Origin of the sequence: Haemophilus sp. SZY H36, assembly GCF_018829625.1 — a bacterium.
Classification (GTDB): domain Bacteria; phylum Pseudomonadota; class Gammaproteobacteria; order Enterobacterales; family Pasteurellaceae; genus Haemophilus; species Haemophilus haemolyticus_K.
The window spans coordinates 749,980-775,028 of the sequence record NZ_JAHKKA010000001.1; the positions used below are offsets into that span (position 1 = coordinate 749,980).

The 25,049-nt window shown below is 38.8% G+C and carries 27 protein-coding genes; 7 read left to right on the plus strand and 20 right to left on the minus strand.

The annotated features are described in order from the left end of the window. Positions 1-108 precede the first annotated feature (108 nt). From fabG to KP713_RS03385, 7 genes are all read right to left on the minus strand, one after another. Entirely contained in the window at positions 109-837 is a 729-nt protein-coding gene (gene fabG, locus KP713_RS03355) for a 3-oxoacyl-ACP reductase FabG (protein WP_140527294.1), read from the minus strand. A gap of 12 nt (positions 838-849) precedes the next feature. Beyond that, positions 850-1,788, minus strand: coding sequence for an ACP S-malonyltransferase (gene fabD / locus KP713_RS03360; protein ID WP_215769858.1), 939 nt, complete (start codon positions 1,786-1,788; stop codon positions 850-852). A 626-nt stretch (positions 1,789-2,414) separates the two neighbouring features. Continuing rightward, the gene (locus KP713_RS03365) at positions 2,415-3,365 is read right to left on the minus strand and encodes a beta-ketoacyl-ACP synthase III (RefSeq protein ID WP_065264471.1); all 951 of its coding nucleotides are present in this window, start codon (positions 3,363-3,365) and stop codon (positions 2,415-2,417) included. A 161-nt stretch (positions 3,366-3,526) separates the two neighbouring features. Next, positions 3,527-3,697 (minus strand): 50S ribosomal protein L32, encoded by a 171-nt coding sequence (rpmF, locus tag KP713_RS03370; protein ID WP_005544470.1) that lies wholly within the window; start codon positions 3,695-3,697, stop codon positions 3,527-3,529. A 22-nt stretch (positions 3,698-3,719) separates the two neighbouring features. Then, complete coding sequence (yceD, locus tag KP713_RS03375; protein WP_215769859.1) at positions 3,720-4,244, minus strand: 23S rRNA accumulation protein YceD; 525 nt, start codon at positions 4,242-4,244, stop codon at positions 3,720-3,722. An 89-nt stretch (positions 4,245-4,333) separates the two neighbouring features. Next, complete coding sequence (locus tag KP713_RS03380; protein ID WP_106013490.1) at positions 4,334-5,710, minus strand: rhodanese-like domain-containing protein; 1,377 nt, start codon at positions 5,708-5,710, stop codon at positions 4,334-4,336. A 13-nt stretch (positions 5,711-5,723) separates the two neighbouring features. Further along, positions 5,724-6,719, minus strand: coding sequence for a YeeE/YedE family protein (locus KP713_RS03385; protein ID WP_215769860.1), 996 nt, complete (start codon positions 6,717-6,719; stop codon positions 5,724-5,726). 142 nt (positions 6,720-6,861) lie between these two features. On the opposite strand from KP713_RS03385, the gene asd reads away from it, so the two are divergent. The 4 genes from asd to yedF all read left to right on the plus strand — a co-directional run bounded on the left by asd (position 6,862) and on the right by yedF (position 10,090). Further along, positions 6,862-7,731: an archaetidylserine decarboxylase gene (gene asd / locus KP713_RS03390; protein WP_032803387.1), complete on the plus strand. Its 870-nt coding sequence runs from the start codon at positions 6,862-6,864 to the stop codon at positions 7,729-7,731. A gap of 24 nt (positions 7,732-7,755) precedes the next feature. Next, on the plus strand, positions 7,756-8,379 hold the full coding sequence (gene bamJ, locus KP713_RS03395; protein WP_009500351.1) for a BamJ family beta-barrel-assembly machinery protein: 624 nt from the start codon (positions 7,756-7,758) through the stop codon (positions 8,377-8,379). Between the two features lie 203 nt (positions 8,380-8,582). Further along, positions 8,583-9,803 (plus strand): selenium metabolism membrane protein YedE/FdhT, encoded by a 1,221-nt coding sequence (gene yedE, locus KP713_RS03400; RefSeq protein ID WP_215769861.1) that lies wholly within the window; start codon positions 8,583-8,585, stop codon positions 9,801-9,803. A 17-nt stretch (positions 9,804-9,820) separates the two neighbouring features. Continuing rightward, the gene (gene yedF / locus KP713_RS03405) at positions 9,821-10,090 is read left to right on the plus strand and encodes a sulfurtransferase-like selenium metabolism protein YedF (RefSeq protein ID WP_005627337.1); all 270 of its coding nucleotides are present in this window, start codon (positions 9,821-9,823) and stop codon (positions 10,088-10,090) included. Positions 10,091-10,137: 47 nt separating this feature from the next. On the opposite strand, the gene KP713_RS03410 is transcribed toward yedF, so the two are convergent. From KP713_RS03410 to radC, 13 genes are all read right to left on the minus strand, one after another. Then, the gene (locus KP713_RS03410; RefSeq protein WP_215769862.1) at positions 10,138-11,229 is read right to left on the minus strand and encodes a 5-methyltetrahydropteroyltriglutamate--homocysteine S-methyltransferase; all 1,092 of its coding nucleotides are present in this window, start codon (positions 11,227-11,229) and stop codon (positions 10,138-10,140) included. Positions 11,230-11,288: 59 nt separating this feature from the next. Continuing rightward, positions 11,289-12,494 carry a BaiN/RdsA family NAD(P)/FAD-dependent oxidoreductase gene (locus KP713_RS03415; RefSeq protein WP_215769863.1) on the minus strand — a complete coding sequence of 402 codons (1,206 nt, stop codon included), beginning with the start codon at positions 12,492-12,494 and terminating at the stop codon, positions 11,289-11,291. Beyond that, positions 12,491-13,648 carry a heme lyase NrfEFG subunit NrfF gene (nrfF, locus tag KP713_RS03420; protein ID WP_215769864.1) on the minus strand — a complete coding sequence of 386 codons (1,158 nt, stop codon included), beginning with the start codon at positions 13,646-13,648 and terminating at the stop codon, positions 12,491-12,493. The genes KP713_RS03415 and nrfF overlap by 4 nt, the downstream gene beginning before the upstream one ends. Then, positions 13,645-14,175, minus strand: coding sequence for a DsbE family thiol:disulfide interchange protein (locus KP713_RS03425; protein WP_215769865.1), 531 nt, complete (start codon positions 14,173-14,175; stop codon positions 13,645-13,647). Before KP713_RS03425 ends, nrfF begins: the two co-directional genes overlap by 4 nt. Next, complete coding sequence (nrfE, locus tag KP713_RS03430; RefSeq protein WP_215769866.1) at positions 14,175-16,082, minus strand: heme lyase NrfEFG subunit NrfE; 1,908 nt, start codon at positions 16,080-16,082, stop codon at positions 14,175-14,177. Before nrfE ends, KP713_RS03425 begins: the two co-directional genes overlap by 1 nt. Positions 16,083-16,179: 97 nt before the next feature. Next, entirely contained in the window at positions 16,180-17,145 is a 966-nt protein-coding gene (gene nrfD / locus KP713_RS03435) for a cytochrome c nitrite reductase subunit NrfD (RefSeq protein WP_215769867.1), read from the minus strand. Then, positions 17,142-17,819 carry a cytochrome c nitrite reductase Fe-S protein gene (nrfC, locus tag KP713_RS03440; protein ID WP_046939769.1) on the minus strand — a complete coding sequence of 226 codons (678 nt, stop codon included), beginning with the start codon at positions 17,817-17,819 and terminating at the stop codon, positions 17,142-17,144. Before nrfC ends, nrfD begins: the two co-directional genes overlap by 4 nt. Further along, positions 17,816-18,466 carry a cytochrome c nitrite reductase pentaheme subunit gene (nrfB, locus tag KP713_RS03445; protein WP_106013497.1) on the minus strand — a complete coding sequence of 217 codons (651 nt, stop codon included), beginning with the start codon at positions 18,464-18,466 and terminating at the stop codon, positions 17,816-17,818. The genes nrfC and nrfB overlap by 4 nt, the downstream gene beginning before the upstream one ends. 76 nt (positions 18,467-18,542) lie before the next feature. Next, positions 18,543-20,069, minus strand: coding sequence for an ammonia-forming nitrite reductase cytochrome c552 subunit (gene nrfA / locus KP713_RS03450; protein ID WP_048954238.1), 1,527 nt, complete (start codon positions 20,067-20,069; stop codon positions 18,543-18,545). 248 nt (positions 20,070-20,317) lie between these two features. Then, entirely contained in the window at positions 20,318-21,130 is an 813-nt protein-coding gene (mutM, locus tag KP713_RS03455) for a DNA-formamidopyrimidine glycosylase (protein WP_111407108.1), read from the minus strand. A gap of 71 nt (positions 21,131-21,201) precedes the next feature. Then, on the minus strand, positions 21,202-21,372 hold the full coding sequence (rpmG, locus tag KP713_RS03460) for a 50S ribosomal protein L33 (RefSeq protein ID WP_005613503.1): 171 nt from the start codon (positions 21,370-21,372) through the stop codon (positions 21,202-21,204). 11 nt (positions 21,373-21,383) lie between these two features. Then, a complete protein-coding gene (gene rpmB / locus KP713_RS03465) occupies positions 21,384-21,620 on the minus strand; it encodes a 50S ribosomal protein L28 (RefSeq protein WP_005599762.1) in 237 nt (78 codons plus the stop codon). Positions 21,621-21,833: 213 nt separating this feature from the next. Continuing rightward, a complete protein-coding gene (gene radC, locus KP713_RS03470; RefSeq protein ID WP_005631435.1) occupies positions 21,834-22,499 on the minus strand; it encodes a RadC family protein in 666 nt (221 codons plus the stop codon). Between the two features lie 163 nt (positions 22,500-22,662). Between radC and coaBC the strand changes: the two genes are divergently transcribed. From coaBC to slmA, 3 genes are read left to right on the plus strand one after another with little or no spacing between them, the layout of a single operon-like run. Next, positions 22,663-23,865, plus strand: a complete 1,203-nt coding sequence (gene coaBC, locus KP713_RS03475) for a bifunctional phosphopantothenoylcysteine decarboxylase/phosphopantothenate--cysteine ligase CoaBC (RefSeq protein WP_215769868.1) — start codon at positions 22,663-22,665, stop codon at positions 23,863-23,865. 47 nt (positions 23,866-23,912) lie between these two features. Then, a complete protein-coding gene (gene dut / locus KP713_RS03480; protein WP_005631431.1) occupies positions 23,913-24,368 on the plus strand; it encodes a dUTP diphosphatase in 456 nt (151 codons plus the stop codon). A gap of 3 nt (positions 24,369-24,371) precedes the next feature. Continuing rightward, positions 24,372-25,028: a nucleoid occlusion factor SlmA gene (gene slmA / locus KP713_RS03485; RefSeq protein ID WP_215769869.1), complete on the plus strand. Its 657-nt coding sequence runs from the start codon at positions 24,372-24,374 to the stop codon at positions 25,026-25,028. Positions 25,029-25,049: the final 21 nt, after the last annotated feature.

A 25,049-nucleotide genomic window follows, 5' to 3' on the forward strand; every position in this document is an offset into this window, starting at 1 on the left:
GGTATTTTTATCATGAGTTTTAATTATTTCATAAAAGGGACACGCTATACAAATCCACTTACATACTTATGATACCTAAATTAGCATACTTACCAATCTGTTAATAAATTAACTGAGATACAATCCGCCATTTACATGCAACGTTGTACCTGTAATGTAAGCCGCATCATCAGAAGCTAAGAAAGCAACGGCTTTAGCGATATCTTTGGCTTCACCTAAACGACCTGCTGGAACATTAGATAAAATACCTGCTTTTTGTTCATCAGTAAGCACTTCTGTCATATCCGTTGCAATAAAACCTGGTGCAACCACATTTACAGTAATACCACGTGCAGCCACTTCTTTTGCTAAAGATTTAGAAAAACCAATCACACCCGCTTTTGCCGCACAATAGTTGGCTTGTCCTGGATTACCCATTGAACCAACCACTGAACCAATATTGATGATGCGACCAAAACGTTTTTTCATCATTGAACGTAACATAGCTTTAGAAAGATGATACACCGAAGTTAAGTTAGTTTGCATAATATCAAACCACTCATCATCTTTCATTCGCATCAATAAATTATCGCGAGTAATACCTGCGTTATTCACGAGAATATCAATATCGCCAAAATCATTTTTAATTTGCTCAAGTAAAGTTTCAATAGATTCTTTATCCGTTACGTTTAAAACTAAACCTTTACCTTTATCCCCTAAATATGCAGAAATCGCCTCTGCACCTTTTTCAGATGTTGCGGTACCAATTACAAATGCACCTTTTGAGCTAAGTTCTTCTGCAATCGCACGACCGATACCACGAGTAGCCCCTGTCACTAAAGCAATTTTACCTTGCATTTTTTCTTCCTTTTACGCTAAAAATTCTTCTACAGCATTGAATGATGCAACATCATTTACAGATATTGCTTGTAAATCACCCACAATGCGTTTGGTTAAACCATTTAATACTTTACCAGGTCCCACTTCAACAAGTGCTTGAACGCCATCTTTCGCCATTTTTTCAACTGTTTCAGTCCAACGAACTGGGCTATATAACTGACGAACAAGTGCGGTACGAATTTCTGCACCTTCAGTGTCAGCTTTCACATCAACGTTATTTAATACCGATGTTGTTGGTGTATTAATTTGAATATTCTCAAGTGTTACCGCTAATTGCTCCGCTGCTGGTTTCATCAAGGCACAGTGAGAAGGTACGCTCACTGCTAATGGCAATGCACGTTTTGCGCCTGCTTCTTTACATAATGCAGCCGCGCGCTCAACTGCAGCTTTCGCGCCAGCGATAACGACTTGGCCTGGTGAGTTAAAGTTCACAGCAGATACGACTTCTCCTTCCTCTGCTTGTTTACAAGCATTAATAATCGCTTCATTATCCAAACCAATGATCGCATACATTGCGCCAGTGCCTTCAGGCACAGCCTGTTGCATTAATTTTCCGCGCAATTCCACTAATTTAATCGCATCTTGGAAATCCAACACACCAGCACAAACCAAGGCAGAATACTCACCTAAGCTATGGCCTGCCATTACTTCTGGTTTTAATTGAGGAAATTTTTCTTGCCATACGCGATAAATAGCGACTGACGCTGCCAAAAGTGCGGGCTGAGTTTGCCATGTTTTATTAAGTTCTTCAGCTGGGCCTTGTTGAACAAGATGCCATAAATCATAACCAAGTGCATCAGATGCTTGTTTAAATGTTTCAGTAACGATTGAATATTCAGTTGCAAGATCAGCAAGCATACCGACAGTTTGGGAGCCTTGGCCTGGGAAGACCATTGCGAATTTTTTCATTATGTTTTGTCCTATTGTTTTTTAATTAAGAATTCTTCTTCGGTAATTAAAATCGGGTTTCGCCGATGGCGACTTACTTTTTCTTTGCTCGCCAAAGAAAAAGTAAGCAAAAAGAAAAGCGCCCCTGCTTTTCCTTATTTCCTTTGTTCCATTGAATTTGCTTAACGGAAATTTTCTGAACTCGCTACGCTCAAACAGACGAAAATTTCCTACAAATTCAATTCCACAAAGGTAGAAAAGAAGGGAACCCAATTTGTTCTTTCTCCTATTTAAAGTGCGATCAAAACTCAAAATATTTTTTGTTCTTAAAATGAATTCAAAATTAACCGCACTTTTTAAATAATGCTCCGATAAATTCGGGGCCCCATATAAATCGCCTTTGCGACTTTCAATTTTTAGGCAATTTGCGTCTGTTTGAGCGTAGCGAGTTCAGCAAATTGCCGTTTAGAAAATTGAAACAAAGCAAAGAACAGCGATTTAACTGGGACGTGTTTTCTTTGCCTACTTTCTTTTACACGTGTAAAAGAAAGTAGGTCGCCATCAGGCGAAACCTGACAACAAAATACTAAAAGTGCGGTCAAAATTAACCGCACTTTTTAAATTACTTACCTATTCTAACAAATTAATTAGAAGCGTACTAATGCTGAACCCCAAGTCCAACCACCGCCAAAGGCTTCTAATAATAATAACTGCCCACGTTGAATACGGCCATCTCGAACAGCCTCATCTAAAGCAACAGGCACAGTTGCCGCACTGTTGTTAGCATATTTATCTAACGTTACCACCACTTGCGACATATCCATTTCTAATTTTTTAGCTGTCGCGGTGATAATACGTAAATTTGCTTGGTGTGGCACAAGCCAGTCTAAATCTTTTTTATCTAAATTATTTGCTAAAAGTGTTTCTTCCACCACATTTGAAAGTTCACGAACTGCCAACTTGAACGTTTCGTTACCTTGCATCTCGATATATCCAGATTTTTCTATACCACGTTCTGGCTGAGCTAAAACAAGGGCATTATTTTTATCTGCTGAAGCATGCAAATGAGTAGAAATAATCCCTTCTTGCTCACTCGCTTCAAGAATGACCGCTCCCGCACCATCACCAAATAGAACAACAGTGCTGCGATCAGTTTCATCTAATTTACGAGAATTGAGATCTGAGCCTATCACTAAGGCTTTTTTCACCTTGCCGGCACGAATAAATTGATCTGCCACGCTCAATGCATAGACAAAGCCTGTACAAGCTGCTGCCAAATCAAAAGAAATCGCATCATCAATATTTAATAACCCTTGTACTTGGCACGCTGCACTTGGATAAGCATGTGAGTGACTTGTAGTTGCAACAATAATCAGTTCAATATCTTGAGGATTAATTTGAGCAGCTTCGATCGCATTTTTTGCCGCTTCAAATCCCATTGTTGCAACAGTTTCATCTGCCGCTGCGATACGACGTTCACGAATACCGGAACGAGTGACAATCCATTCATCTGATGTATCAACCATTTTTTCCAATTCCGCATTTGTGCGGATGTAGCTTGGTAAATAACTACCAGTAGATAAAATTCTGCTATTCATACTCAATAAGATAAGCGATTAAAAAAGGGAAAAAATCGAGACACCGGATTATTTTCCGATGTTAAAAGAAATGTAGAGATAGTAACACGGGGACCAATGTCCCCGCCCATCACATCTAACGCCAAGGTTAGACGAGTCAAGTGAATACCTATAAGTAAAAATTACTTATTGATCACTTTACGACCACGGTAGTAACCGTCTGCAGTTACGTGGTGGCGTAAGTGAGTTTCACCGCTTGCTTTATCCACTGATACTGCAGCAGTAGTTAACGCATCGTGTGAACGACGCATGTCACGACGTGAACGAGATTTTTTATTTTGTTGAACAGCCATTGGCCATACTCCTAAATTTAATTTACTTTTGCTTTAAATTAGCTAATACAGCGAACGGGTTCGGTTTTTTTGCCAATTCGTCAGGCAATTCGCCAAAAACCTGTTCCTGCGCGGACACTTCACAGTGTTCAGATGAATGCATTGGTACAAGCGGCAAAGCTAAAATTAGCTCATCTTCCACCGTGCCAATTAAATCTATTTCGCCAAACTCATTGAACTCGATTGGCTCATAAATTTCCGGCAATACATCAGCTTGATCCCAATTAGCCACTGGACTATAAGTAAACTCACATTCCAATGTTTGTTTGTAAGGTTCGTTACAACGCTGACATTCTAATTCGACATCAACGTGTACTTTACCTTTCATCACCACTAATTTTTGTGGATCAATATAAAACGATAATGTTACCTGTGCATCGCTGAGCACGTTTACCACTGATTCTGCCAAACGCTCAAGCTGATTAGCGGCATAATAGCCAACATAATCAAGCCGTCTCTGAGCATCTTTTACCGGATCAACGGTTAGGGGTAGTTTTACCTTTTGCATAGGGCGTGAATATTACCCGTTGTTGCGAAGATAGTCAAAGGGAAATCACGTTTTTTATGTAAGAAAACTCGTAATTTTCCCCCACTCAATTAACTTTTACAGGAATTGCCTTTTTTCATCACTTTACCAAAATCATTTTTCGAATCCGGTTTTGTCATATTATTTGGCGCACCTTTTTGTACAGGATAAACAGAATCCATTTGCCATTGATTCCAGCCACCATCATAAATCAAAGTATCTTTCCAGCCGGCTAATTGAGTCATAAACCAAGGTACGCCGGCTCGCCAGCCTGTACCACAATAAAAGGCTAATTTATTACCTTTTTCGATACCTTGAGTTTTCCACAAAGCAAAAATTTCATTTGGGTTACGCAACGTGCCATCTGGATCATAAAAATCAGCCATATTGGAAGAATCAGTGCCAGCAAAGCCCCAAATTGCTCCTTGCGGTTCACCTTTGCCCGGAATGTAATCGTAGCCGCTCACTTTGCCAGTATATTCATCCCAAGCACGGTTGCTAATGAGTTTTAATCCATTTTGTTGTGCCAACATAATTTCCTTCGGCGTTTCAATATCAATCGCAGGATTTGCTGGAATTGTTGCACCAAAATGAGTTTCAGGTATTGGTGTATTCACTGTGGTTTCTGTTGGTAAATTGGCATCCATCCAAGTAGAAAGATTGCCATTTAATACGCGCACATCTTTCACACCAGCCCATTTTAAAGCCCAAAATACGCGATAGGCAGCCAATTGATTATCTGAATACAAAATAATAGTTTTATCCGCCGTAATACCATTTTTCAACAAGTTTTGCTCAATCACTTCCGGCGATGATAAATTCCAAATCGGGCCATTTTCGATCCAATCTGTATCAAAATGATAAGCGCCAATAATGTGTTGTACATAGCCTTGGGATTTTTCTAACGGTCCCCAAGACACTTCAAAAATCGCAAATTTATCATTGTCGTAAGTTTCTGGTTTTTCGCCTTTCAGCACAGAATTAATCCATTCCGGAGAAACGCTATATTGGAAATTTTGAAAATGTTCTAATGGATAATCTGCATTAGCGTAACTGATAAAATCATTAAATACGCGAGTTTTATAGCCTTTTGCGGCGAAATCAGCACTAATGCAAGCTAAATTATCCAGATTAGAATCATAAAATACCAAGGTTTTATCCTTAGTAATCCCCTTGCCTGCTGCAAAAGATTCAAATTTATCTGGTGCAATGGAATCTAGCCATGAGCAAGAAAACTGCACAGCGTTAGGAATATGTCCACCACGCGTCGTATTTTTATCTTTGAAACCGTTGTAAAGACTATCTTGGCGAGAATCAATAATCACATAATTCGGATTATTCAAATTATCCAGAAGTTCTTTTGTTTCAATAGTTTTTACTTGATTGTCATCACAAGCTGCAAGTGCAAATACAATGCCAATACCTAATAAAGAGCGGTTAAATTTCATTGAGTTTCTCCTTTTATCTTTTCACGAACAATCTATTACCAATCCAACACCCTAATAAAATAAAGCCTGTGGCAAGCCAGCCTTGCCAAGAAAAATAGGCGGTTGCCACTAAGGAATTTGTCACTGTGCAGCCACCGGCTAATGCTGCGCCTAAGCCCATTAAAACGCCTCCTAAAATACGTCGTAAGGCTTCTTTTGGCTGAGGCATTCTGAGATTAAAATCACCACTAAGTTTTGCCATTAAAAATGATCCCAATGGAATCCCAAGCACAAACAAACTTCCCCAGTTTAAATAACGTTGCTGACCGATGACTAAATATTGCACCACATTAGCCGAAGGCACAGAAATACCATAGCCAAAATTGCGTCCGGCCTTAGCACTAAAATACCAAGCGACAACACCCAACAAACCGATTAATAACGCCCCCAAATAAGGATTCCAACTACGCTTAAAAGTGCGGTAAAAAAATGAAAGATTTGAAAGATTTTCTTGGGAAGCAATTTTTTCACGGCGAGAAAACAGAATCAGCGTGGCGATAATTAAAATCGCAACCAACCACCAAGGAGAAATGGAGAATGTTAAATAAATATTATTCCATTGTGTGGTTTGTTGGGTTAATCCGCCAATGAATTGACGAAAGCTGCCAGTTTGTGTTGAAGCCATTGTGAGCGCAAAAGCAAACAGAGCAAGTAAACTGCCTAACGCCCCTTCAGCACTGCGAAACCAAGCTCCGCTCCCACAACAATTACTTAACACCATACCAATGCCAAATAATAATCCACCTAAAATACTGGCAAGCACAGGCAACTGAGATGTAGGAATTTTGATGAGTTCAAATTCAGCCAGCGTAAAAAGTCCGATAGATTGCACACTGACAGCAATTAAGAGTGCGGTAAAAAAACGGAAGTTTTTTTCAAATAAAAAACGACGAAAACCAGAAACAAAACAGAATTGTGTACGTTGAAGTAGAATGCCGAAAGCTATTCCAATAAATAAGCCGCTAAACATAGATTAAACCTTAATACTGATGGCGGAAATGAATTGCTGATATTAAAACATAATTGTTCTGTAGCTGTCATTATTTAAATAGTTGGAAGAATAAAAAAAATTGCTATAATCACGCCTCTTTTTTTAACAAGGAAAGATAATGATGACTTCAAATTCTTATTGGCAACGCTTGAAAGTGGCATTTCAATATGTCATGCCGCAAATTTATTTAACTCAAATTGCAGGCTGGTTTGCTAAACAAAAATGGGGTGTGCTAACCCATGTTGTAATTAAAGCTTTTGCGAAAAAATACAACATTGATATGAGCATTGCGCAAAAAGAACAATTTTCTGATTACGCAAGTTTTAATGAATTTTTTATTCGTCCGTTAAAAGAAAACGCGCGTCCAATTAATCAAAATCCTACCGCACTTTGTTTACCCGCAGACGGACGCATTAGCGAGTGCGGTCATATTGACGATAATCTTTTATTGCAAGCTAAAGGGCATTTTTTCAGCCTAGAAGACTTACTGGCAGAAGATAAAGAATTAGTGGAAACCTTTAAAAATGGTGAATTTGCCACTACTTATCTTTCTCCTCGTGATTATCACCGAGTACATATGCCGTGCGATGGTACGCTACGCAAAATGATTTATGTGCCAGGTGATTTATTCTCTGTAAACCCATTTTTAGCCCAACATGTACCAAATTTATTTGCGCGTAATGAACGTGTGATTTGTGTTTTTGATACTGAATTTGGCACCATGGTACAAATTTTAGTCGGTGCAACCATCACTGCAAGTATTGGCACAACTTGGGCGGGCGTAATTAATCCACCGCGCCACAACGAAGTGAAAACTTGGACTTATGAAGGCGAAAGTGCGGTCAAATTATTGAAAGGTCAAGAAATGGGTTGGTTCCAACTTGGTTCGACAGTAATTAATTTATTCCAAGCAAATCAAGTCCGTTTAGCTGATCATTTAAGCGTCAACGAACCTGTTCGCATGGGCGAAATCTTGGCATATAAAAAATAATTTTTAATGAAAGGAAAACATCAAATGAATTTTGAACAAGTAAAATTAGAAAGCGTTTCTGAAAAAGGTAGCTACGGGATTGGTTTGCAAATTGGCCAACAATTAGCCGATAGCCAAATGGAAATCACTGTTGAAGCTGTAGCGAAAGGGATTTTTGATGCATTAAATCATAACCAGCCAGCATTAGACATCAATGACTTAATGCATTCGGTTCAAGCACTTCAACAACAAGCAGCTGAAGCACAACAAGCGCAATTTAAAGCAATCGAAGAAGAAGGCAAAAAATTCTTAGAAGAAAATGCGAAAAAAGCGGGCGTAAACGTAACCGATAGCGGTTTGCAATACGAAATCATGACTGAAGGCAATGGCGCAAAACCATCTGCAACAGATAAAGTGCGTGTACACTACACAGGTACATTACCAGATGGCACCGTATTCGACAGCTCTGTTGCTCGTGGCACACCAGCTGAATTCCCTGTAAACGGCGTAATACGTGGTTGGGTTGAAGCATTACAAATGATGCCTGTCGGTTCTAAATGGAAACTTACCATTCCACACGAACTTGCTTATGGTGAACGTGGCGCTGGCGCATCAATTCCGCCATTCTCAACACTCGTATTTGAAGTAGAATTATTAGATATTCTTTAATCGAAAAATATGATATCTATAAAGGCAAAACTATAAAGGTTTTGCCTTTATTGTTAAAATAATGTTATTATTTTACCTGACAAATTTCATTTGTCTTATATCGCAAGTTTTGTGTATAGGAAAATGGGCACTTCTTTTTTCACTGTATTCATTATTTATACCTTTCTTGCAAATCTTTCTTTTCAATAAATTTAGGTTATCTTATGCAAGAGATTTGGCTACAATTCAAACAAGATTATTTAATTAAGTACTGGAATCCGATTGTTGCAGTGACTGCAGCGGGTTTGCTTTCCGCTTATTACTTTGGGGTAACAGGCACTTATTGGGCTGTTACAGGGGAATTTACTCGGTGGGGAGGACATGCATTACAAGCATTAGGCGTTGATGTATCTGAGTGGAGTTACTACAAAATCATAGGAATGCAAGGTAACATCTTCTCACGTGTTGATGGCGTCATGATCTTAGGCATGTTTGCAGGTTGTATTTCTGCAGCACTTTGGGCAAATAATGTAAAATGGCGCAACCAACCACATAAACGTCGGATTGTTCAAGCTTTAATTGGAGGTGCATTAGCAGGATTTGGTGCACGTTTAGCAATGGGATGTAATTTAGCTTCACTTTTTACAGGTATTCCACAATTTTCGGTACACGCTTGGTTCTTCACTATCGCAACTGCAATAGGTACTTATGCGGGTGTGAAAGTCACATTACTACCAATATTTCGCGTTAAATTAGAACTTAAAAAAGGCGCAGCGAAAATAAAAGAAACAGATCCTAAACAAGCACAACGCCGTTTCTGGATTGGTATGGTTGTATTTTTTGCTTATCTTATTGCTTCACTTTATGTCATGACTCAATCTATTAAGCTTGGTTTTGCGATGCTTTGTGGTTTGGCTTTCGGGTTATTAATTGAACGAGCTCAAATTTGTTTTACCTCAGCTTTCCGTGACTTATGGGTAACTGGGCGTGCTTATATGGCAAAAGCTATTATTTTTGGAATATTAGTGGGCACAATTGGTGTATTTAGCTACATTCAACTTGGCGTCTCGCCTAAAATTATGTGGGCTGGCCCCAATGCTATTATTGGCGGTTTATTATTCGGCTTTGGCATTGTACTCGCTGGTGGTTGTGAAACAGGTTGGATGTATCGCTCAATGGAAGGTCAAGTACACTTTATGTGGGTTGGCTTAGGTAACGTAGTCGGTTCAACTTATCTCGCCTATGTTTGGGATGATATCGCTCCTGTTTTAGCACTTGATTACGAAAAACTTAATTTACTAAAATCTTTCGGGCCCGTAGGTGGCTTACTTGTGAATTACGGTTTATTAATTTTATGTTTAATTGCCGTAGTCTGGTGGGAACGTCGTTTCTTAGCCAAAGCAAAATCTCAAATAACCGCACAAACTGGCTGTGGATGTAATTAATCAAAAGGAGCATAATCATGGCATTTACTATTGTTCAAAAATTAGATAAAGATCCAAAAGACATTTCACCCGATTATACATTAGATACGTTAGGCGAACCCTGCCCTTACCCCGCTATTGTAATGTTAGAAACCATGCCACAATTACAAAAAGGTGAAATTTTAGAACTATTAAGCGATTGCGCACAATCTATCAACAACATTCCTATTGATACTAAAAATCATGGCTATACACTGCTAAGTGTAGAGCAAGATGGAACAAAATTACGTTACTTAATTCAGCGTTAAAAAATGGCTCCATAAGGAGCCATTTATTATCTACCCATAAAATCAAATTAATCTTCGCCCCAAACCTCTTTAGCGATTTCTTCAACGTGACGCACTTTTGCCCATTGTTGGGATTCAGTCATAATATTGCCTTCCTCTGTAGAGGCAAAACCACATTGAGGGCTTAAACAAAGCTGTTCGAGAGGCACGTATTTTGCAGCTTCGGCAATGCGTGATTTAATTACATCTTTATCTTCTAAATCAGGAAATTTAGAACTCACCAAACCAAGTACAACGCGACCTTTATGTGGATTTTGTGCAAAATATTTTAATGGCTCAAAACCACCTGAACGATCATCATCATATTCCAAGAAATATCCATCATAATTAGTCTTAGCAAATAATGCATCTGCTACTGGATCATAAGCACCACTTAATAAATATGTTGAACGGAAATTACCACGGCAAACATGCGTTGTAATCACCATGTCAGCAGGCTTATCTGCCAATACCACTTGAATATTCTCAAGTGCTTGAGCTTTATCTGCCTCAAATTCAGGTTTTAAGTGGTTATTACAGAGTGAACCCCAGTAAACATCATCAAATTGTAAATAACGGCAGCCAGCATGATAAAAAGCTTTAATCGCTTCTTTATAAGCCTGTTGAACATCTTTAGCAAATTCTTCGCGTGTAGCATAGATACCCGTATCCCACTGGATAGGATACATTAATTGATTGGGACTAGGGATGGTATATTTAACTATACCGCGACCACCAACAATAGCATTCAATTTCTTAAAATGCTCAATAAATGGATGATTTGGATTCCAAGAAACCTTTCCACAACAACGTGTATTATAAGGTTTCGTTTCAACACCATTAAATTTATAGCCATGTTCAGGGTGATAACCTTCAATACCATTTAATTCTTCTAGAAAATCAATGTGCCAAAATGCACGACGATACTCACCGTCAGTGATAATTTGAATACCCGCATCTAACTGAGCTTGGACTAACTTTGTAATTTCTTGATCTTCAATCTCAGTTAATTGTTCACGAGAAATTTCACCTGATGCAAATTTTAAACGAGCCTCTTTTAATACTTGTGAACGTAAATAAGAGCCGACTGTGTCTGCATGTAATGGGAGGATTTTTGACATTTTACTTCCTTATTTTATGATTTAATGAAAAGAATTCTAACGTATTTTCAACATCCCTTCTACTTTTCACTAATTCCTTGTGAACAAGCATAAGCCGAGCTCCACGCCCATTGGAAGTTATAACCGCCTAGCCAGCCCGTCACATCCAATACTTCACCAATAAAATATAAACCGCTTACTTGGTTGCTTTCCATCGTTTTAGAAGAAATTACTTTAGTATCCACACCGCCCATTGTGACTTCTGCCGTACGATAGCCTTCCGTACCATTAGGAGTGAATTGCCAGTGATGAATAAAATCCACCAGATTTTTTACCCGCACTTTACTGATGTTAGCGATAACTTCATCTTGCACAATGCCTTGTTCAATCCAAAGCCCGATCAATTTTTTCGGAAGTAATCGAACCAAGATGGTTTTCAACATTTGTTTTGGTGAAGATTGTTTTACTTGATTAATTTCCTCTTCCACATTGTGGTTCGGTAATAAATCGATTTCCACTGACTCAGTGGGTTGCCAATAATTGGAAATTTGCAACACCACAGGGCCTGAAATACCACGATGAGTAAACAAAAGCTGGTTATGAAAAGATTTTCCGCACTGAGCTGTGATCGTGACTGGCAAGCTAATGCCTGAAAGTGCGGTTAAAAATTTATCTGTTTCTCGATAAGTAAAAGGCACCAAACTCGCGCGTGGAGGAATAACAGGAATACCAAATTGTTCCGCGATTTGATAGCCAAATGGCGTTGCACCAAGCCCTGGCATAGAAAGCCCACCTGTGGCGACAATCAAATTTTTACATTGCCATTGGATTGAATTTACCTGTAAAACAAACCGCACTTTTTCGTCATTTTGAACGCGTTCAACTTGAGAAACTTCGCTACGCAATAAAATCTTAGCACCATATTTATCGCATTCAGATTTCAGCATTTCAACGATTTGTTCTGCGCCATCATCGCAAAATAATTGTCCCAATTCCTTTTCGTGATAAGCAATCCCCTGCTCCGCAACTAAAGAAATAAAATCCCAGTTGGTATAACGAGCCAGTGCCGATTTAACGAAATGAGGATTTTGCGAAAGATAATGAGCGGACGTAACCTCTAAATTCGTAAAATTACAAAATCCGCCGCCCGACATCAAAATCTTACGTCCGATTTTTTTGCCGTTATCAAAAACAGTTACCGATTTGCCTAACTTAGCCAACTGTGCCGCACAAAATAATCCTGCCGCACCTGCACCAATAATAATATTTTCAGAATATTGGCTCACGGATTTTGCCCTTTTTCACCACGTTGTAAAAAATCCAACATTTTCATTCGTTGAATAACTGAACGACGATCCACTGCTGCATTACCAGAATCTAATAATTGCTGTAAATACGCACTGGCTTGTTGATATTGACGATTTTCTAAGGCAATCGTCGCCAACAAAGAAAGGCTAGATACTTCATTTTTATCTTTTGCCAAAGCTTCATTCAAAAGTTGTTCTACTTTTGGGGTCACTTGCTGGCCTGCTTGATAATAAAGTGCGGTTGCTGCCAAGCCTAAAATATTAGGTTTACTGCCTGATATTTTTTCCGCATTAGAATAAGCCACAAGCGCACTATCAAATTCATTATTCTGCACATAGGCTTCCCCAAGTTGAAGCCAAGTTTCCGCATTGTTTGGATCAGTACGCAGTTTATTTTGGAGCTTCTCAATCACATTTTCATTTTTGTGTTCATCATTCATCTCAACATTTTGATTATGTTGCTCAATCATGGATTGCTCACCTTGTTGAACACGACTAAAACGATCAAGAGAAAAATAATAAGTGGTTGGAATAGCAATTAATAAAAAGAAAACCACAAAAGAAAGTTTGTGATTACTTTTCCCAAAGGAATAAGTCTTTTGTTCATTTTGCTTAGGATCCGAATGAGACTCAGCATTAACAGAAAAATATCGCTGTCCTTTTTCCAACCCATTTCCCTGCTCTATTGAAGATAAGGCCAATTTTTTTCTATTTGAGAAATAAAGCAATGCGGCCGCTAAAATTAAAAGAGCAATTGGCAATAGCCATAACAACGCCGTATTCCATTTGAATGGCGGTTTGTAATTCACAAAATCACCAAATCTAGCGGTCATTTGATCGATAATTTGCTGATTACTTTTGCCCTCATCCACCATTTTGTACACTTCAAGACGCAAGTCATACGCAATAGGTGAATTAGATTCCACCAAATTTTGATTTTGACATTGTGGGCAGCGTAAAGATTTTGCCAATTCTACGGCGCGAGTACGATCATCTTGATTTTGGAATTGATAGGTATCCACCATTTCCGCTTGTACGAATAAGGAAAATGCGAATAAAAGTGCGGTTGCAAAAAAGGCTGTTTTTTGAACCTGAATAAAACCACGAGTAAAAATATCTAATATGCTTTTCATTTGTTCTTCAATGCTTCAATTTTTGGCAGAAAGACTGTTTGCCAAGTTTCTTTATCCAGTAAACCAGAATGGCGATAACGAATCACACCATTTTCATCCACAAGATAAGTTTCTGGCGCGCCATCCACGCCTAATTTTAATCCCAATTCACCATGACTATCATCAATGGTTAAAACGAAAGGATTGCCCATTCGCTTAAGCATTTCAATGCCATTTTGAGGATTGTCGCGATAATCCACTCCCACAATAGGGAACGTTTTTGCAATCTCAATTAACAGAGGATGTTCTTCCTTGCAATAACCACACCAACTGCCCCACACATTTAATAAAAATGGCTGTTTAGGAAAATCTTTCGGGCTTACGATTTGTGATGGCTCATGTAAATTAGCCTGATAAAATTCTGGAACAGGTTTATCAATTAAAGCCGACGCAATTTTTTTCGGATCTTGATTTAATCCAGCAATTAATAATACACTCACGCCTAAAAGCACAAAGAGAGGTGCAAAAAAGATAAGTTTTTTGTTCATTATTTTTCCTGTTTTCTGCGTAATCCGAAGACGCTACAAAGTGCACCAAACGCCATTAAAATACCGCCAGCCCAAAGCCAACGAATCAGTGGTTTATAATGTAAGCGGAAAGTAAATTCTCCTTTGCCGAGAGAATCGCCCATCACAATATATAAATCTCCCCAGAAACCGCCATCAAGCCCCACTTCACTCATTGTCATTGTTCGCACATCGTAATAACGGCGTTCAGGGATAATTTCTGCATAAGGCTTGCCATTTTCAGTCACATCAAAAAAGGCGACTTCTGCCGTAAAGTTTGGCCCAATTTCATTAGAAAATTGACGATAGTGAAATTCATATTGCCCCAATTTTTGACTTTGTTGTGGTGCTAAACGCACACCAATTTCACTGCCAAAATAACCGCTCATAACCGCACCAATGGTCACAATCGCCACGCCACAATGCGCTAAAATCATCCCAAATTGAGACAAGCGAATTTGTCGCCAATTTTGCCATAACGTGACGAACAAAAGCCAAATCGCAAGAGTTAATAACACAAAGGCGAAAGCATGGAAATGTAATGCAGAATTATTGCGTAGCTGTTGCCAAATCATCAAGCCAGCAAGAATTAAAGACGGAATAAGCAACCATACGCAACGTATCAATAATGTGCGATCAAATTGCACCCAATGTATGGTGAGTGAAATCACCATTAGGATTAAAATCACTGTAATAATTGGGAAGAAAATACTATTAAAATAAGGACTTCCCACCGAAATAGAGCCCCAATTCATCGCTTGGAATAACATGGGGTAAAAGGTGCCTAAAAAGGTGGAAACCGTCGCAATGGTCAGCAAAATATTCAGTAATAAAATGCCACCCGATTTAGAAACGAACTGAAATTTCACCGCACTTTCTGATGAACTGCCCGCACGCAAAGCGAATAATCCAAAGGCTAACACCGTCAAAACAAAGAAAATTAATAACAACACATAACCGCGCGTGTTATCCAATGCAAAAGCATGCACAGAAGTGAGTGCGCCAGAACGAACAATAAAAGTGCCTAATACGCTAAAGGCAAAAGCAAGCAAAGAAAAAAGCGTTGTCCAATAACTAAATACGCCTTGTTTTTCCGTTGCCATTAAACTGTGTAATAACGCCAAACCAAGCAACCAAGGCATTAAAGACGCATTTTCTACGGGATCCCAGAACCACCAACCGCCCCAGCCAAGCTCGTAATATGCCCACCAAGCACCAAGCACAATGCCAATGGTTAAAAATAACCAAGAAAACAACACCCAGCCACGCATTGAACGTGCAATTTGTCGTGCAGATTGGTTATAAATCAACGCACTCAAACTCATCGCAAAATTTACAGCAAAGCCCACATAACCAACATATAACAACGGCGGATGGAAAATAAGTCCCACATCTTGCAACATTGGATTGAGATCGCGCCCTTCTGCCGGTGCAGGGAAAATGCGTCCAAATGGATTGGAATAAAATAAAATAAACACCGCAAAGCCAAAACAAATCAATCCCAATAAAGATAAAGATTGAGCGGAAAAAGTGCGGTCATTTTTTCGATTAAAAAAAGCAAAAGTAGCAAGCCATAAACTCAATGAAAATAACCAAAACAACATTGAACCTTCATGCCCGCCCCAAGTGGCAGCCACTTTAAAAAATGTAGGTAATTGGGAATTAGAATGTGCCGCTACATATTCAAGGGTGAAATCATCTACAGCAAAAGAATATGATAATAAACCGATGGAAAGTGTCGTGCTTATAGTAAAAATGTATGATAGTGGCCACGCAGAATTAATAAGAGTTATATTCTTTTTTAATAAACCAAGTTGTGGAACAATAACGAGCAAAAGCGCAGCCATCGTTGCGAGGAGTAATAAGTAAAATCCAAGTTCTGGGAGCATAAAATATTATTCTTTGTTAATTAACGTCAGGATGTCTTCTGACAAATAAAAAGAAAGGCGCATATTATTACGCCTTTCCTCTAAATACAATTTTAATTTACGCGACTGTTAATTGCCCTGCATACAATATAAAGAATCGTAAACAAAATACCCCAATTAAGTCAAAAATTGATACTAAGATAATAAAGTTACGATTATATTTTAAGCGGTCATTCACAAACATATTGGCAATTAATGGGATCAAGATACCAATAAAGAATACTCCAATCCAGAACACGGCTCCCCAAAAACCAGATAATGCATTATGTAATGCAACTGTTTTTTGGCCACCGCCAAAATGTAAGCCAACGAAGAAACATACAAGCAAACCAAGTTCTGTCACCATAATAGGTACTTCAAATTTGTGGATGAAGTGCGATTCGTGAGAATCACCTTTTAATTTTCCTGCAATCAAGATAATTAAGAAGGTTGCGGCAATACCAGATGACGTACCAGAGGCTAAGAACAATGCAGGTAATACAGGATTATTCAACATTGGATAGCTAATTAATGCAGAAAGCAAGAAACCAGTGTATGCACCAAGCACTGCAGCCAATATGAAAAGAATAACTTCAACTGGACTGACAATGCGTTCTACAATACCGATGAGTTTTATCACAAATTGTAGTTTTGGCATAAAGCGATTAATTAATACTTCGATTTCTTTTTTGAAAATCACCACTCCCCAAACTACTAAAAACAACATATAGATTTGGAATAGCATGACCCCCATCGACATTACGGAGTTAAATTGATAGTTAAACATCAATTTCCAGAATGTCCAAGGTCTTGCTAAGTGGAAAACTAATAGCGTTAAACCAATTAATGTTGGCACAGATCCCAAAATCACACCAGATCGAATAATCCAATTTTGACTTGGGTTCATTAATTTATTACTACGTTTATAAGCAATTGCCAACTGCACCGCACCAGATGAGATCCCCAATAAAAACAAGTAGATCGCAATGGTAGAATCCCACACTAGATTAGGCGTATGAAATGGAACTGGATAATCTAATGTCATCTTCTAGGCTCCCCATGTTGGAATGGAATGTGGTACAAGTTTGGTTGTGTACCTAACTCCACTTTAGTGCGATAAACCGGTTTTTCTTTCACTTTACGTGAAACTGCACTCATCGGATCATTCATATCCCCAAAGGTTAATGCTTTGGTTGGACAAGCTTCCACACAAGCCGGTTGTTTACCATTAGCTAAATTTGTATCTCGGCAGAAGTTACATTTATCTGCGGTACGATGTACTGGATGAATAAAACGTACACGATATGGGCAAACTGCTATACAGTATTGGCAGCCTACGCATAAATCTTTATGTACATCTACAATGCCAGTCTCTTTATCAATAAAAGATGCACCAGTTGGACAAACTGCTACGCAAGGTGCATTTGTACAATGTTGGCAAGATTGACGGAAGAACTCATATTCCTGATTTGGAAATTCACCGTAAGGTTCACTGCGTAGAATCTCTAAGCGAGAAACGCCTTCTGGCACTTGGTTTACATCACGGCATGCATCCATACAGGCTGTACAGCCGATACACGAATTTTCATCGTGTACCATTGCGTAACGTTTAGGTTTATCCGCCTTGTCTTCTTTCGCAAAAGAAGGTAAAGATGTTCCCGTCATAAGGATCACTGCCCCCATGCCGGAAACAAAGTTTCGGCGTGAGCAGGCTGTCATTGTTTATCCTTTTGTTCGGTTAGTTTATCTTGTTCTGCTTTACGTTTTTGTTGTTCGCCATGGCAATCTACGCAAAGTTTAACGCGTTGTTTTGGTTGAATACCTTTCATTGCGTCTTCTTTAGGGTGAAGCGTATGACAACTTGCACAAGGTAATTTCATTGCGTGTACATCATGCGCCCATAGTTTTTCACGAAGTTTGTCAGGTTGGTGACAAGCAAAACAAACTTGGTTTTGTTCTTGAACTGAATACATCGGTTTTTTATTACCGAAAATATCCCCTTCAAAACGCATAACATCTTTAGCACCACGACGGTGATTTTCAGAAACGTTACCGTGACAGCTTACACAAGTAATTGCTTTACCGTTATTTGGATTTTTCTTATCTAAGTGCGCACCATGGAATTTACCAAAGTGGAGTTCGCCACCAGACTGATCTACAGTTTGGTTTTTATCTACTTTGTCGAATTTATGGCATTTAGCACAATATTGATTAGGATCGCGTTGGTTATCTAATTGCGGCTCATAAGTAAAGTGATCCGCAGGTTTTTGTGCATCATCAGCATGAGCCAAAAATGGCGTTGCTACAAATGCCGCACTTAACGCTAACGCTTTTGCAGATTTGTTGATTAAAGAAGTTAAATTCATTTGGGTTACCTCAAATTTGACCTTGAAAATCACCGCACTTTCTAGTTTGCACTTAAAAGTGCGGTGGATTTTTCATTTATTTTTGTGCTGGTGGATCAACTAATAAGCCTTTTTCTTTAGCTTGTTGTTCCCATTGTGGTACCACAGTTTTTAAGAATTCTTCTTTAGCTTTGCGTTCTTTTTCAATATCAATACCCATTACTTTCCACGCTTTATCAGCTGTTGAAATATCTGGGATTTGAACTGGAGTTTTCACACCGTGTTTAGTTAAGATTGCTGCAAGTTTAGTACGAGCATCCGCTGCTTTATCTAAGCCAGAACCTAATACACGAAGCACTACTTCAGGTGCGTGCATATGACCACCGTGGCTTGCTGCAGCATAATCCCAACGCCATTGAGCATGACGAATATCCATTAATGCCGCTTCCATTTCTTCTTTAGTTGCACCTGCATCCCAAGCCGCTTTCGCTTCAAAGTGAGCTTTAACAACTTGCTCTTCTAAACGACCCATTACATCTTTCACTTCTTTTTTACGTGAAGTGACGATATCGCGTAATTTTTCTTTGCTTTGATCGTGACAGTTTGCACAAGTGCGGTCAAATGCATCGAATGGATTTTGGATTTGGTGATCAGTATAAACTTTACCGTCTTTACCTTGTACTTTTGGCATGTGACAGTCTACACAAGTTACCCCGTTTTTACCGTGCATACCTAAAGACCAAATTTCAAAGTCAGGGTGTTGAGCTTTTAACATTGGTGCTTTAGAAAGGCTATGAGTCCAGTCACTGAAACCAATTTCATCATAATATTTTTCAATATCATCAACAGTTTGACCTTTATTCCAAGGGAAGGTTACTTGTTTGATATCGCCTGCGAAGTAGTATTCAACGTGGCAGTTTGCACAGATTTCAGCGCGCTTTTCAGTACGAGCTGCAGTGTTGAAACTTAAATTATTGTGTGGGCGACCTTCCGCTTTATCTTTTTCAGCAGTTGCTTTTTCTAAAGCGTCAAGGGCGCGTAATACGTGTGGACGTGCAATACGTAATGCTGGTTTGCCTTCAGCAAAATCTTTAGAGGTCGTATCGTGACAGTCAGCACAACCGATTGAGTTCACGATTTCTGGACCACCTTTTGCCCATTTCGCGTTGAAATAATCTTTTTCGCCCCATTCCGCGATTAAACGTGGAACATCAGGGCCTTTACATGTCCAACATGCCATTGGTTGTGGACCATCATTTGCTGTTTTTGGTGCACCAGTACGTAGAATGCTACGAACATCAGTGACCGCATAAAAGTGACCACGCGGTGCATTGTATTCTTTTGCAAATGAATAACCGCCCCAAAGAACAATTAAGCGTGGATTTTCTTCATCGGCATAAATAATTTTTTCGCCGTTGCCATTTGCAGTTGAACGCCAGCTGTTATATTGATTTGGATATTTTTCTGCAAATTTTTCATTTACAGATTCAATTTTCAAATCTGGTTTTACTGGTTCAACAGGTTGTTCTAATGGCTTATAAACCATATCAGCTACCGCTGAGTTAAATAAGCTTAAACTCGCGAAAGACGCTGCCACAATGAGGCTTTTTTTGAATGCGTTCACGATAATCACTCCATTTGTTGTAATAAAAAAGTTAGGTTAAATAGAAAGTTGAGAATTATTCTTAATGCCACATAAAACATGTGGATATAGATTCATTCGAGCGTAAAATAACAAAATAAAAAAGTTTTTCTACTGTCTCTGTAGAAAAACTTGAGATCGATCAAACTTATTTTTCAAAATACCAAGATATAGGTATAAACCCAATAAGAGTTAACTCTTTTTTATTAAATTTTGAGAGGTTATACCTATTATTTTTTCTGACATCTAGAACAAAAAAAGCTATTTCTTTGTCCAATTACCAAACTCTCAATGTTTGTACCGCACTTCGGACAAGGTTTATCTTTATTGCCATATACCAATAATTCTTGTGCAAAATAACCTGGGCGCCCATCTGGCTGTAAGAAATCTTTAAGTGTCGTTCCACCTTGAATAATGGCTTTTCTCAAAACATCTTTAATCGTATTTACTAGGGAAATACATTGATTGCGGGTCAGATTTTTAGCGAGTTTAAGTGGATGAATACCACAAATAAACAAACTTTCATTCGCATAAATATTTCCAACGCCCACCACCACAGCGTTATCCATCAAGAAGCTTTTAAGTGCGGTCGATTTTTGACGAGATTTTTTGAATAAATATTCTGCATTAAATTCATCAGAAAGCGGTTCAGGCCCTAGCTTTAAGAAAAGATGAAAGTCATCTAAATTCTCCGTCCACAACCATGCACCGAAACGACGAGGATCGTTATAACGTAATAATTTGCCATTGTTCATTACAATATCAATATGATCATGTTTATCTATTGCGCTATCCTGTGGCACAATTCGCACCGAACCTGACATGCCCAAATGCCCGACGATATATCCTTTTTCCGTGTGAATAATCAAATATTTTGCTCGACGAGTGAGATCTACAATTTTTACATGTTTAAGGGTTATCAATTCCTCTGATACGGCCCAGCGCAATTTAGGCTGGCGCACGACAACTTTCTCAATCGTAAAATTCTTAAGATAAGGGCGAATACCTCGTAGTGCAGTTTCGACTTCGGGAAGTTCCGGCATGATTTGTTCCTTAATAAATTTGTGATACAAAAAAACCCGAACAATGTCGGGCTTTTTCTAAATAAGCAAAATTATTTGATTTTTGCTTCTTTATAGATAACGTGTTTACGCACTACTGGATCAAATTTTTTGATTTCCATTTTTTCAGGCATATTACGTTTGTTTTTATCAGTTGTGTAGAAGTGACCGGTCTCTGCAGTAGAAACTAAACGGATTTTCTCACGAGCGCCTTTAGCTGCCATTTTTTAGCTCCTTAGATTTTTTCGCCACGAGCACGGATTTCAGCTAATACTGCATCAATGCCTTTTTTATCAATAATACGCATACCTTTCGCAGTTAAACGTAAGGTTACGAAACGGTTTTCACTTTCAACCCAGAAACGGTGAGTGTGAAGGTTTGGAAGAAAACGACGACGTGTCGCATTCAACGCGTGTGAGCGGTTATTACCCACAGCTGGACGCTTGCCTGTTACTTGACAAACTCTAGACATAATAATCTCCAATAATTAAATATAAGCTCGAGCTTACGGTTCGGATTGTTTAAAGCCAGTTAAAACCAGCTTGCTACCTCGTCAGGTCGCGCTAATCCGACCCGCTTACTATATTAAAGGTCGCAAATTATACTGGCTTTGTTTTCATTTCTCAAGTGTAAATGCGATTTTCCTAGATGTAATCGGTAAAAAAATGGTCAACATTATAAAAATTTATAATAAAAAGTTCTCTGCAAAAGAATAGCAATCTGTTTTTCCGACAATTAAGTGATCAAGCACTCTGATTTCCATTAGTTCTGCAGACTCCTGAATTTTTTTAGTAATAAGCTGATCCGAATAACTCGGTTCTGTTATACCCGAAGGATGATTATGCGCCAAAATTAAAGCCGCCGCATTACAATAAAGTGCCTCTTTAATTATTTCCCGAGGATAAACCGCTGATACATTAATTGTACCTAAAAATAACCGCTCTTTTTTAATCAGACGATGTTGATTATCCAAAAATAAAACCATAAACACTTCTCTTTCCTCATGTTGCAATTCAGTGAGTAAAAAAAGTTTTACCGTTTCAGGATCATTAATAATCGGTGTACTTAACATCTCTTGCTTTAAATAACGCTTGGTCATTTCCGTAATCGCTTGCAGCTGAATAAATTGCGTAATGCCTAAGCCTTTCACTGAGCAGAAGGCTTTTTCATCTGCAGAAAGTAACGCATGCAAGGAACCAAAATGTGATAAGACATTTTTCGAAAGCTGAATGACTGGGCAGCCTTTTATACCAGTTCGTAAAAAGATCGCCAGCAATTCATAATCAGCGAGCGTTTCTACACCAAATTTGAGCAATTTTTCCCGTGGCATTAAATCATCATTGTTTTCCATAAAATATTAAACGCAAAATAGAAAAAATTTTGACCGCTCTTTTCTTGTTTTACGAGTAACTTATGTAAAGTCTGCGATATGTATCGCAAAAATAGCATTGGGCATTCAATAAAATTAAAGTAAAATAACGGAATTGTGGCTAAGTACTAACAAAGGTTGAAACATGAAATTAAACGGAAAACATATTGTAGTTGGCATAACTGGCGGAATTGCGGCCTATAAAACAATAGAGTTGATTCGTTTATTACGCAAAGCAGAAGCTGAAGTACGTGTAGTATTAACCCCAGCTGCGGCAGAATTTGTTACGCCTTTAACGCTTCAAGCCATTTCTGGCAATGCTGTCGCACAATCTTTACTTGATCCACAAGCAGAGCTGGCAATGGGTCATATTGAATTTGCCAAATGGGCTGATGCCATTATTATTGCGCCAGCTAGTGCAGACTTTATTGCCCGTCTTACTGTCGGCATGGCGAATGATTTACTTTCAACAATTTGCCTTGCGACTGATGCAACAATTTATCTTGCCCCAGCAATGAATCAGCAGATGTATCGCCAATCTATTACGCAACAAAATTTAACGGCACTTCAAACTCGAGGGATTACGATTATAGGCCCGAATAGTGGTTTTCAGGCTTGCGGCGATATGGGGAAAGGGCGCATGTCAGAACCCGAGGAAATTTTTACCGCACTTTATGACTTTTTCTCTCAAAAACAAGATCTACAGGGATTAAATGTCGCCATTACAGCAGGCCCAACGCGTGAGGCAATCGATCCTGTTCGTTATATTTCTAACCATAGTTCAGGCAAAATGGGATTTGCGATTGCTGAAGCATTTGCCGAACGTGGGGCGAATGTCACACTGATTTCAGGCCCCGTGAATTTAACAACACCAAAAAATGTAAATCGGATTAATGTCATCTCAGCACAAGATATGTGGCAAGCCTCTCTTGAAAGTGCGGCGAAAAATCAAATTTTTATTGGCTGTGCGGCTGTTGCTGATTACAGAGTAGCTGAAGTTGCTGACCAAAAAATTAAAAAATCTGGCGATGAAATATCTATCAAGTTAATTAAAAATCCCGATATTATCTCAGATGTAGGCCATTTAAAAACACATCGTCCTTTTACTGTTGGATTTGCGGCCGAAACCCAAAATGTTGATGATTATGCAAAAGATAAACTTGAACGCAAAAATCTTGATATGATTTGTGCCAACGATGTATCTGGCGGACAAGTTTTTAACGCTGATGAAAATGCCTTGCAGCTTTTCTGGAAAAATGGTCATAAAAAATTATCGCTAAAATCAAAAGTGGAACTTGCAGCTGATTTAGTCAATGAAATCATTGAACGCTATCAAAAAACCTTATAATTCCAACCGCACTTTTACCTAAAAATGAATTTCAAACGGAGTATGACATGAAAAAAATTGACGTAAAAATTTTAGATTCTCGCATTGGAAATGAATTTCCTCTGCCAACTTATGCAACTGAAGGTTCGGCAGGTCTTGATTTACGTGCTTTGATCGATGAAAGCTTTGAAATTCAACCAGGTGAAACCAAATTAATTCCGACGGGCCTTTCAATTTATATTGCAGATCCAAATTTAGCGGCAGTGATTTTGCCTCGCTCTGGTCTTGGTCATAAACACGGCATTGTGCTGGGAAACCTCGTTGGGTTAATTGACTCCGATTATCAAGGGCCATTAATGGTATCAATGTGGAACCGTGGAAATGAGCCATTCAAAATTGAAGTCGGCGATCGCATTGCTCAACTTGTTTTCGTGCCAGTAGTACAAGCCGAATTTAATATTGTAGAAGATTTTCAACAAACCGAACGTGGTGAAGGCGGTTTCGGTCATTCAGGTAAACAATAATTTATGGTAGAAGAACAATTATCTTTATCGGGCGTGGAAGAGATTGCGCCTAAAATTGAAACACCAAAAATTGAAAAAAGAACGGTAAAAGAACGTCGTCAACAAGTTCTTACTGTGTTGATACATATGCTTCATTCCGAACGTGGCATGGAGCGTATGACAACGGCTCGTCTAGCAAAAGAAGTTGGGGTATCTGAAGCTGCGTTATATCGTTACTTTCCAAGCAAAACAAAAATGTTTGAAGCCTTAATCGAGCATATCGAAAATACCCTATTAAGCCGTATTACCACTTCTATGCGTAACGAAACCCAAACAATGAATCGCATTCATGATATTTTACAAACGATCTTAGATTTTGCCCGTAAAAATCCTGGGTTAACTCGAATTCTAACGGGCCATGCATTAATGTTTGAAGATGCGCAATTGCAAGTTCGAGTCGCACAATTTTTTAATCGTCTTGAAATGCAGTTTGTCAATATTTTACAAATGCGAAAATTGCGTGAAGGACGCGCCTTTAATGTGGATGAACGCATAATTGCTTCGCATTTAGTCACACTATGTGAAGGACAATTTATGCGCTATGTTCGTACTAATTTCCGTCTGAATGCAAGCCAGTCTTTCGAACAACAATGGCGTTTTATCGAGCCACTTTTTGCCTAATTGACTTTACCGAGTAAATAT

Excerpts from the sequence above, each read along its gene's own strand:
- fabG (WP_140527294.1), bottom strand. The coding sequence starts at position 837 with ATGCAAGGTAAAATTGCTTTAGTGACAGGGGCTACTCGTGGTATCGGT.
- fabD (WP_215769858.1), bottom strand. The coding sequence starts at position 1,788 with ATGAAAAAATTCGCAATGGTCTTCCCAGGCCAAGGCTCCCAAACTGTC.
- KP713_RS03365 (WP_065264471.1), bottom strand. The coding sequence starts at position 3,365 with ATGAATAGCAGAATTTTATCTACTGGTAGTTATTTACCAAGCTACATC.
- rpmF (WP_005544470.1), bottom strand. The coding sequence starts at position 3,697 with ATGGCTGTTCAACAAAATAAAAAATCTCGTTCACGTCGTGACATGCGT.
- yceD (WP_215769859.1), bottom strand. The coding sequence starts at position 4,244 with ATGCAAAAGGTAAAACTACCCCTAACCGTTGATCCGGTAAAAGATGCT.
- KP713_RS03380 (WP_106013490.1), bottom strand. The coding sequence starts at position 5,710 with ATGAAATTTAACCGCTCTTTATTAGGTATTGGCATTGTATTTGCACTT.
- KP713_RS03385 (WP_215769860.1), bottom strand. The coding sequence starts at position 6,719 with ATGTTTAGCGGCTTATTTATTGGAATAGCTTTCGGCATTCTACTTCAA.
- asd (WP_032803387.1), top strand. The coding sequence starts at position 6,862 with ATGACTTCAAATTCTTATTGGCAACGCTTGAAAGTGGCATTTCAATAT.
- bamJ (WP_009500351.1), top strand. The coding sequence starts at position 7,756 with ATGAATTTTGAACAAGTAAAATTAGAAAGCGTTTCTGAAAAAGGTAGC.
- yedE (WP_215769861.1), top strand. The coding sequence starts at position 8,583 with ATGCAAGAGATTTGGCTACAATTCAAACAAGATTATTTAATTAAGTAC.
- yedF (WP_005627337.1), top strand. The coding sequence starts at position 9,821 with ATGGCATTTACTATTGTTCAAAAATTAGATAAAGATCCAAAAGACATT.
- KP713_RS03410 (WP_215769862.1), bottom strand. The coding sequence starts at position 11,229 with ATGTCAAAAATCCTCCCATTACATGCAGACACAGTCGGCTCTTATTTA.
- nrfF (WP_215769864.1), bottom strand. The coding sequence starts at position 13,648 with ATGAAAAGCATATTAGATATTTTTACTCGTGGTTTTATTCAGGTTCAA.
- KP713_RS03425 (WP_215769865.1), bottom strand. The coding sequence starts at position 14,175 with ATGAACAAAAAACTTATCTTTTTTGCACCTCTCTTTGTGCTTTTAGGC.
- nrfE (WP_215769866.1), bottom strand. The coding sequence starts at position 16,082 with ATGCTCCCAGAACTTGGATTTTACTTATTACTCCTCGCAACGATGGCT.
- nrfD (WP_215769867.1), bottom strand. The coding sequence starts at position 17,145 with ATGACATTAGATTATCCAGTTCCATTTCATACGCCTAATCTAGTGTGG.
- nrfC (WP_046939769.1), bottom strand. The coding sequence starts at position 17,819 with ATGACAGCCTGCTCACGCCGAAACTTTGTTTCCGGCATGGGGGCAGTG.
- nrfB (WP_106013497.1), bottom strand. The coding sequence starts at position 18,466 with ATGAATTTAACTTCTTTAATCAACAAATCTGCAAAAGCGTTAGCGTTA.
- mutM (WP_111407108.1), bottom strand. The coding sequence starts at position 21,130 with ATGCCGGAACTTCCCGAAGTCGAAACTGCACTACGAGGTATTCGCCCT.
- rpmG (WP_005613503.1), bottom strand. The coding sequence starts at position 21,372 with ATGGCAGCTAAAGGCGCTCGTGAGAAAATCCGTTTAGTTTCTACTGCA.
- rpmB (WP_005599762.1), bottom strand. The coding sequence starts at position 21,620 with ATGTCTAGAGTTTGTCAAGTAACAGGCAAGCGTCCAGCTGTGGGTAAT.
- radC (WP_005631435.1), bottom strand. The coding sequence starts at position 22,499 with ATGGAAAACAATGATGATTTAATGCCACGGGAAAAATTGCTCAAATTT.
- coaBC (WP_215769868.1), top strand. The coding sequence starts at position 22,663 with ATGAAATTAAACGGAAAACATATTGTAGTTGGCATAACTGGCGGAATT.
- dut (WP_005631431.1), top strand. The coding sequence starts at position 23,913 with ATGAAAAAAATTGACGTAAAAATTTTAGATTCTCGCATTGGAAATGAA.
- slmA (WP_215769869.1), top strand. The coding sequence starts at position 24,372 with ATGGTAGAAGAACAATTATCTTTATCGGGCGTGGAAGAGATTGCGCCT.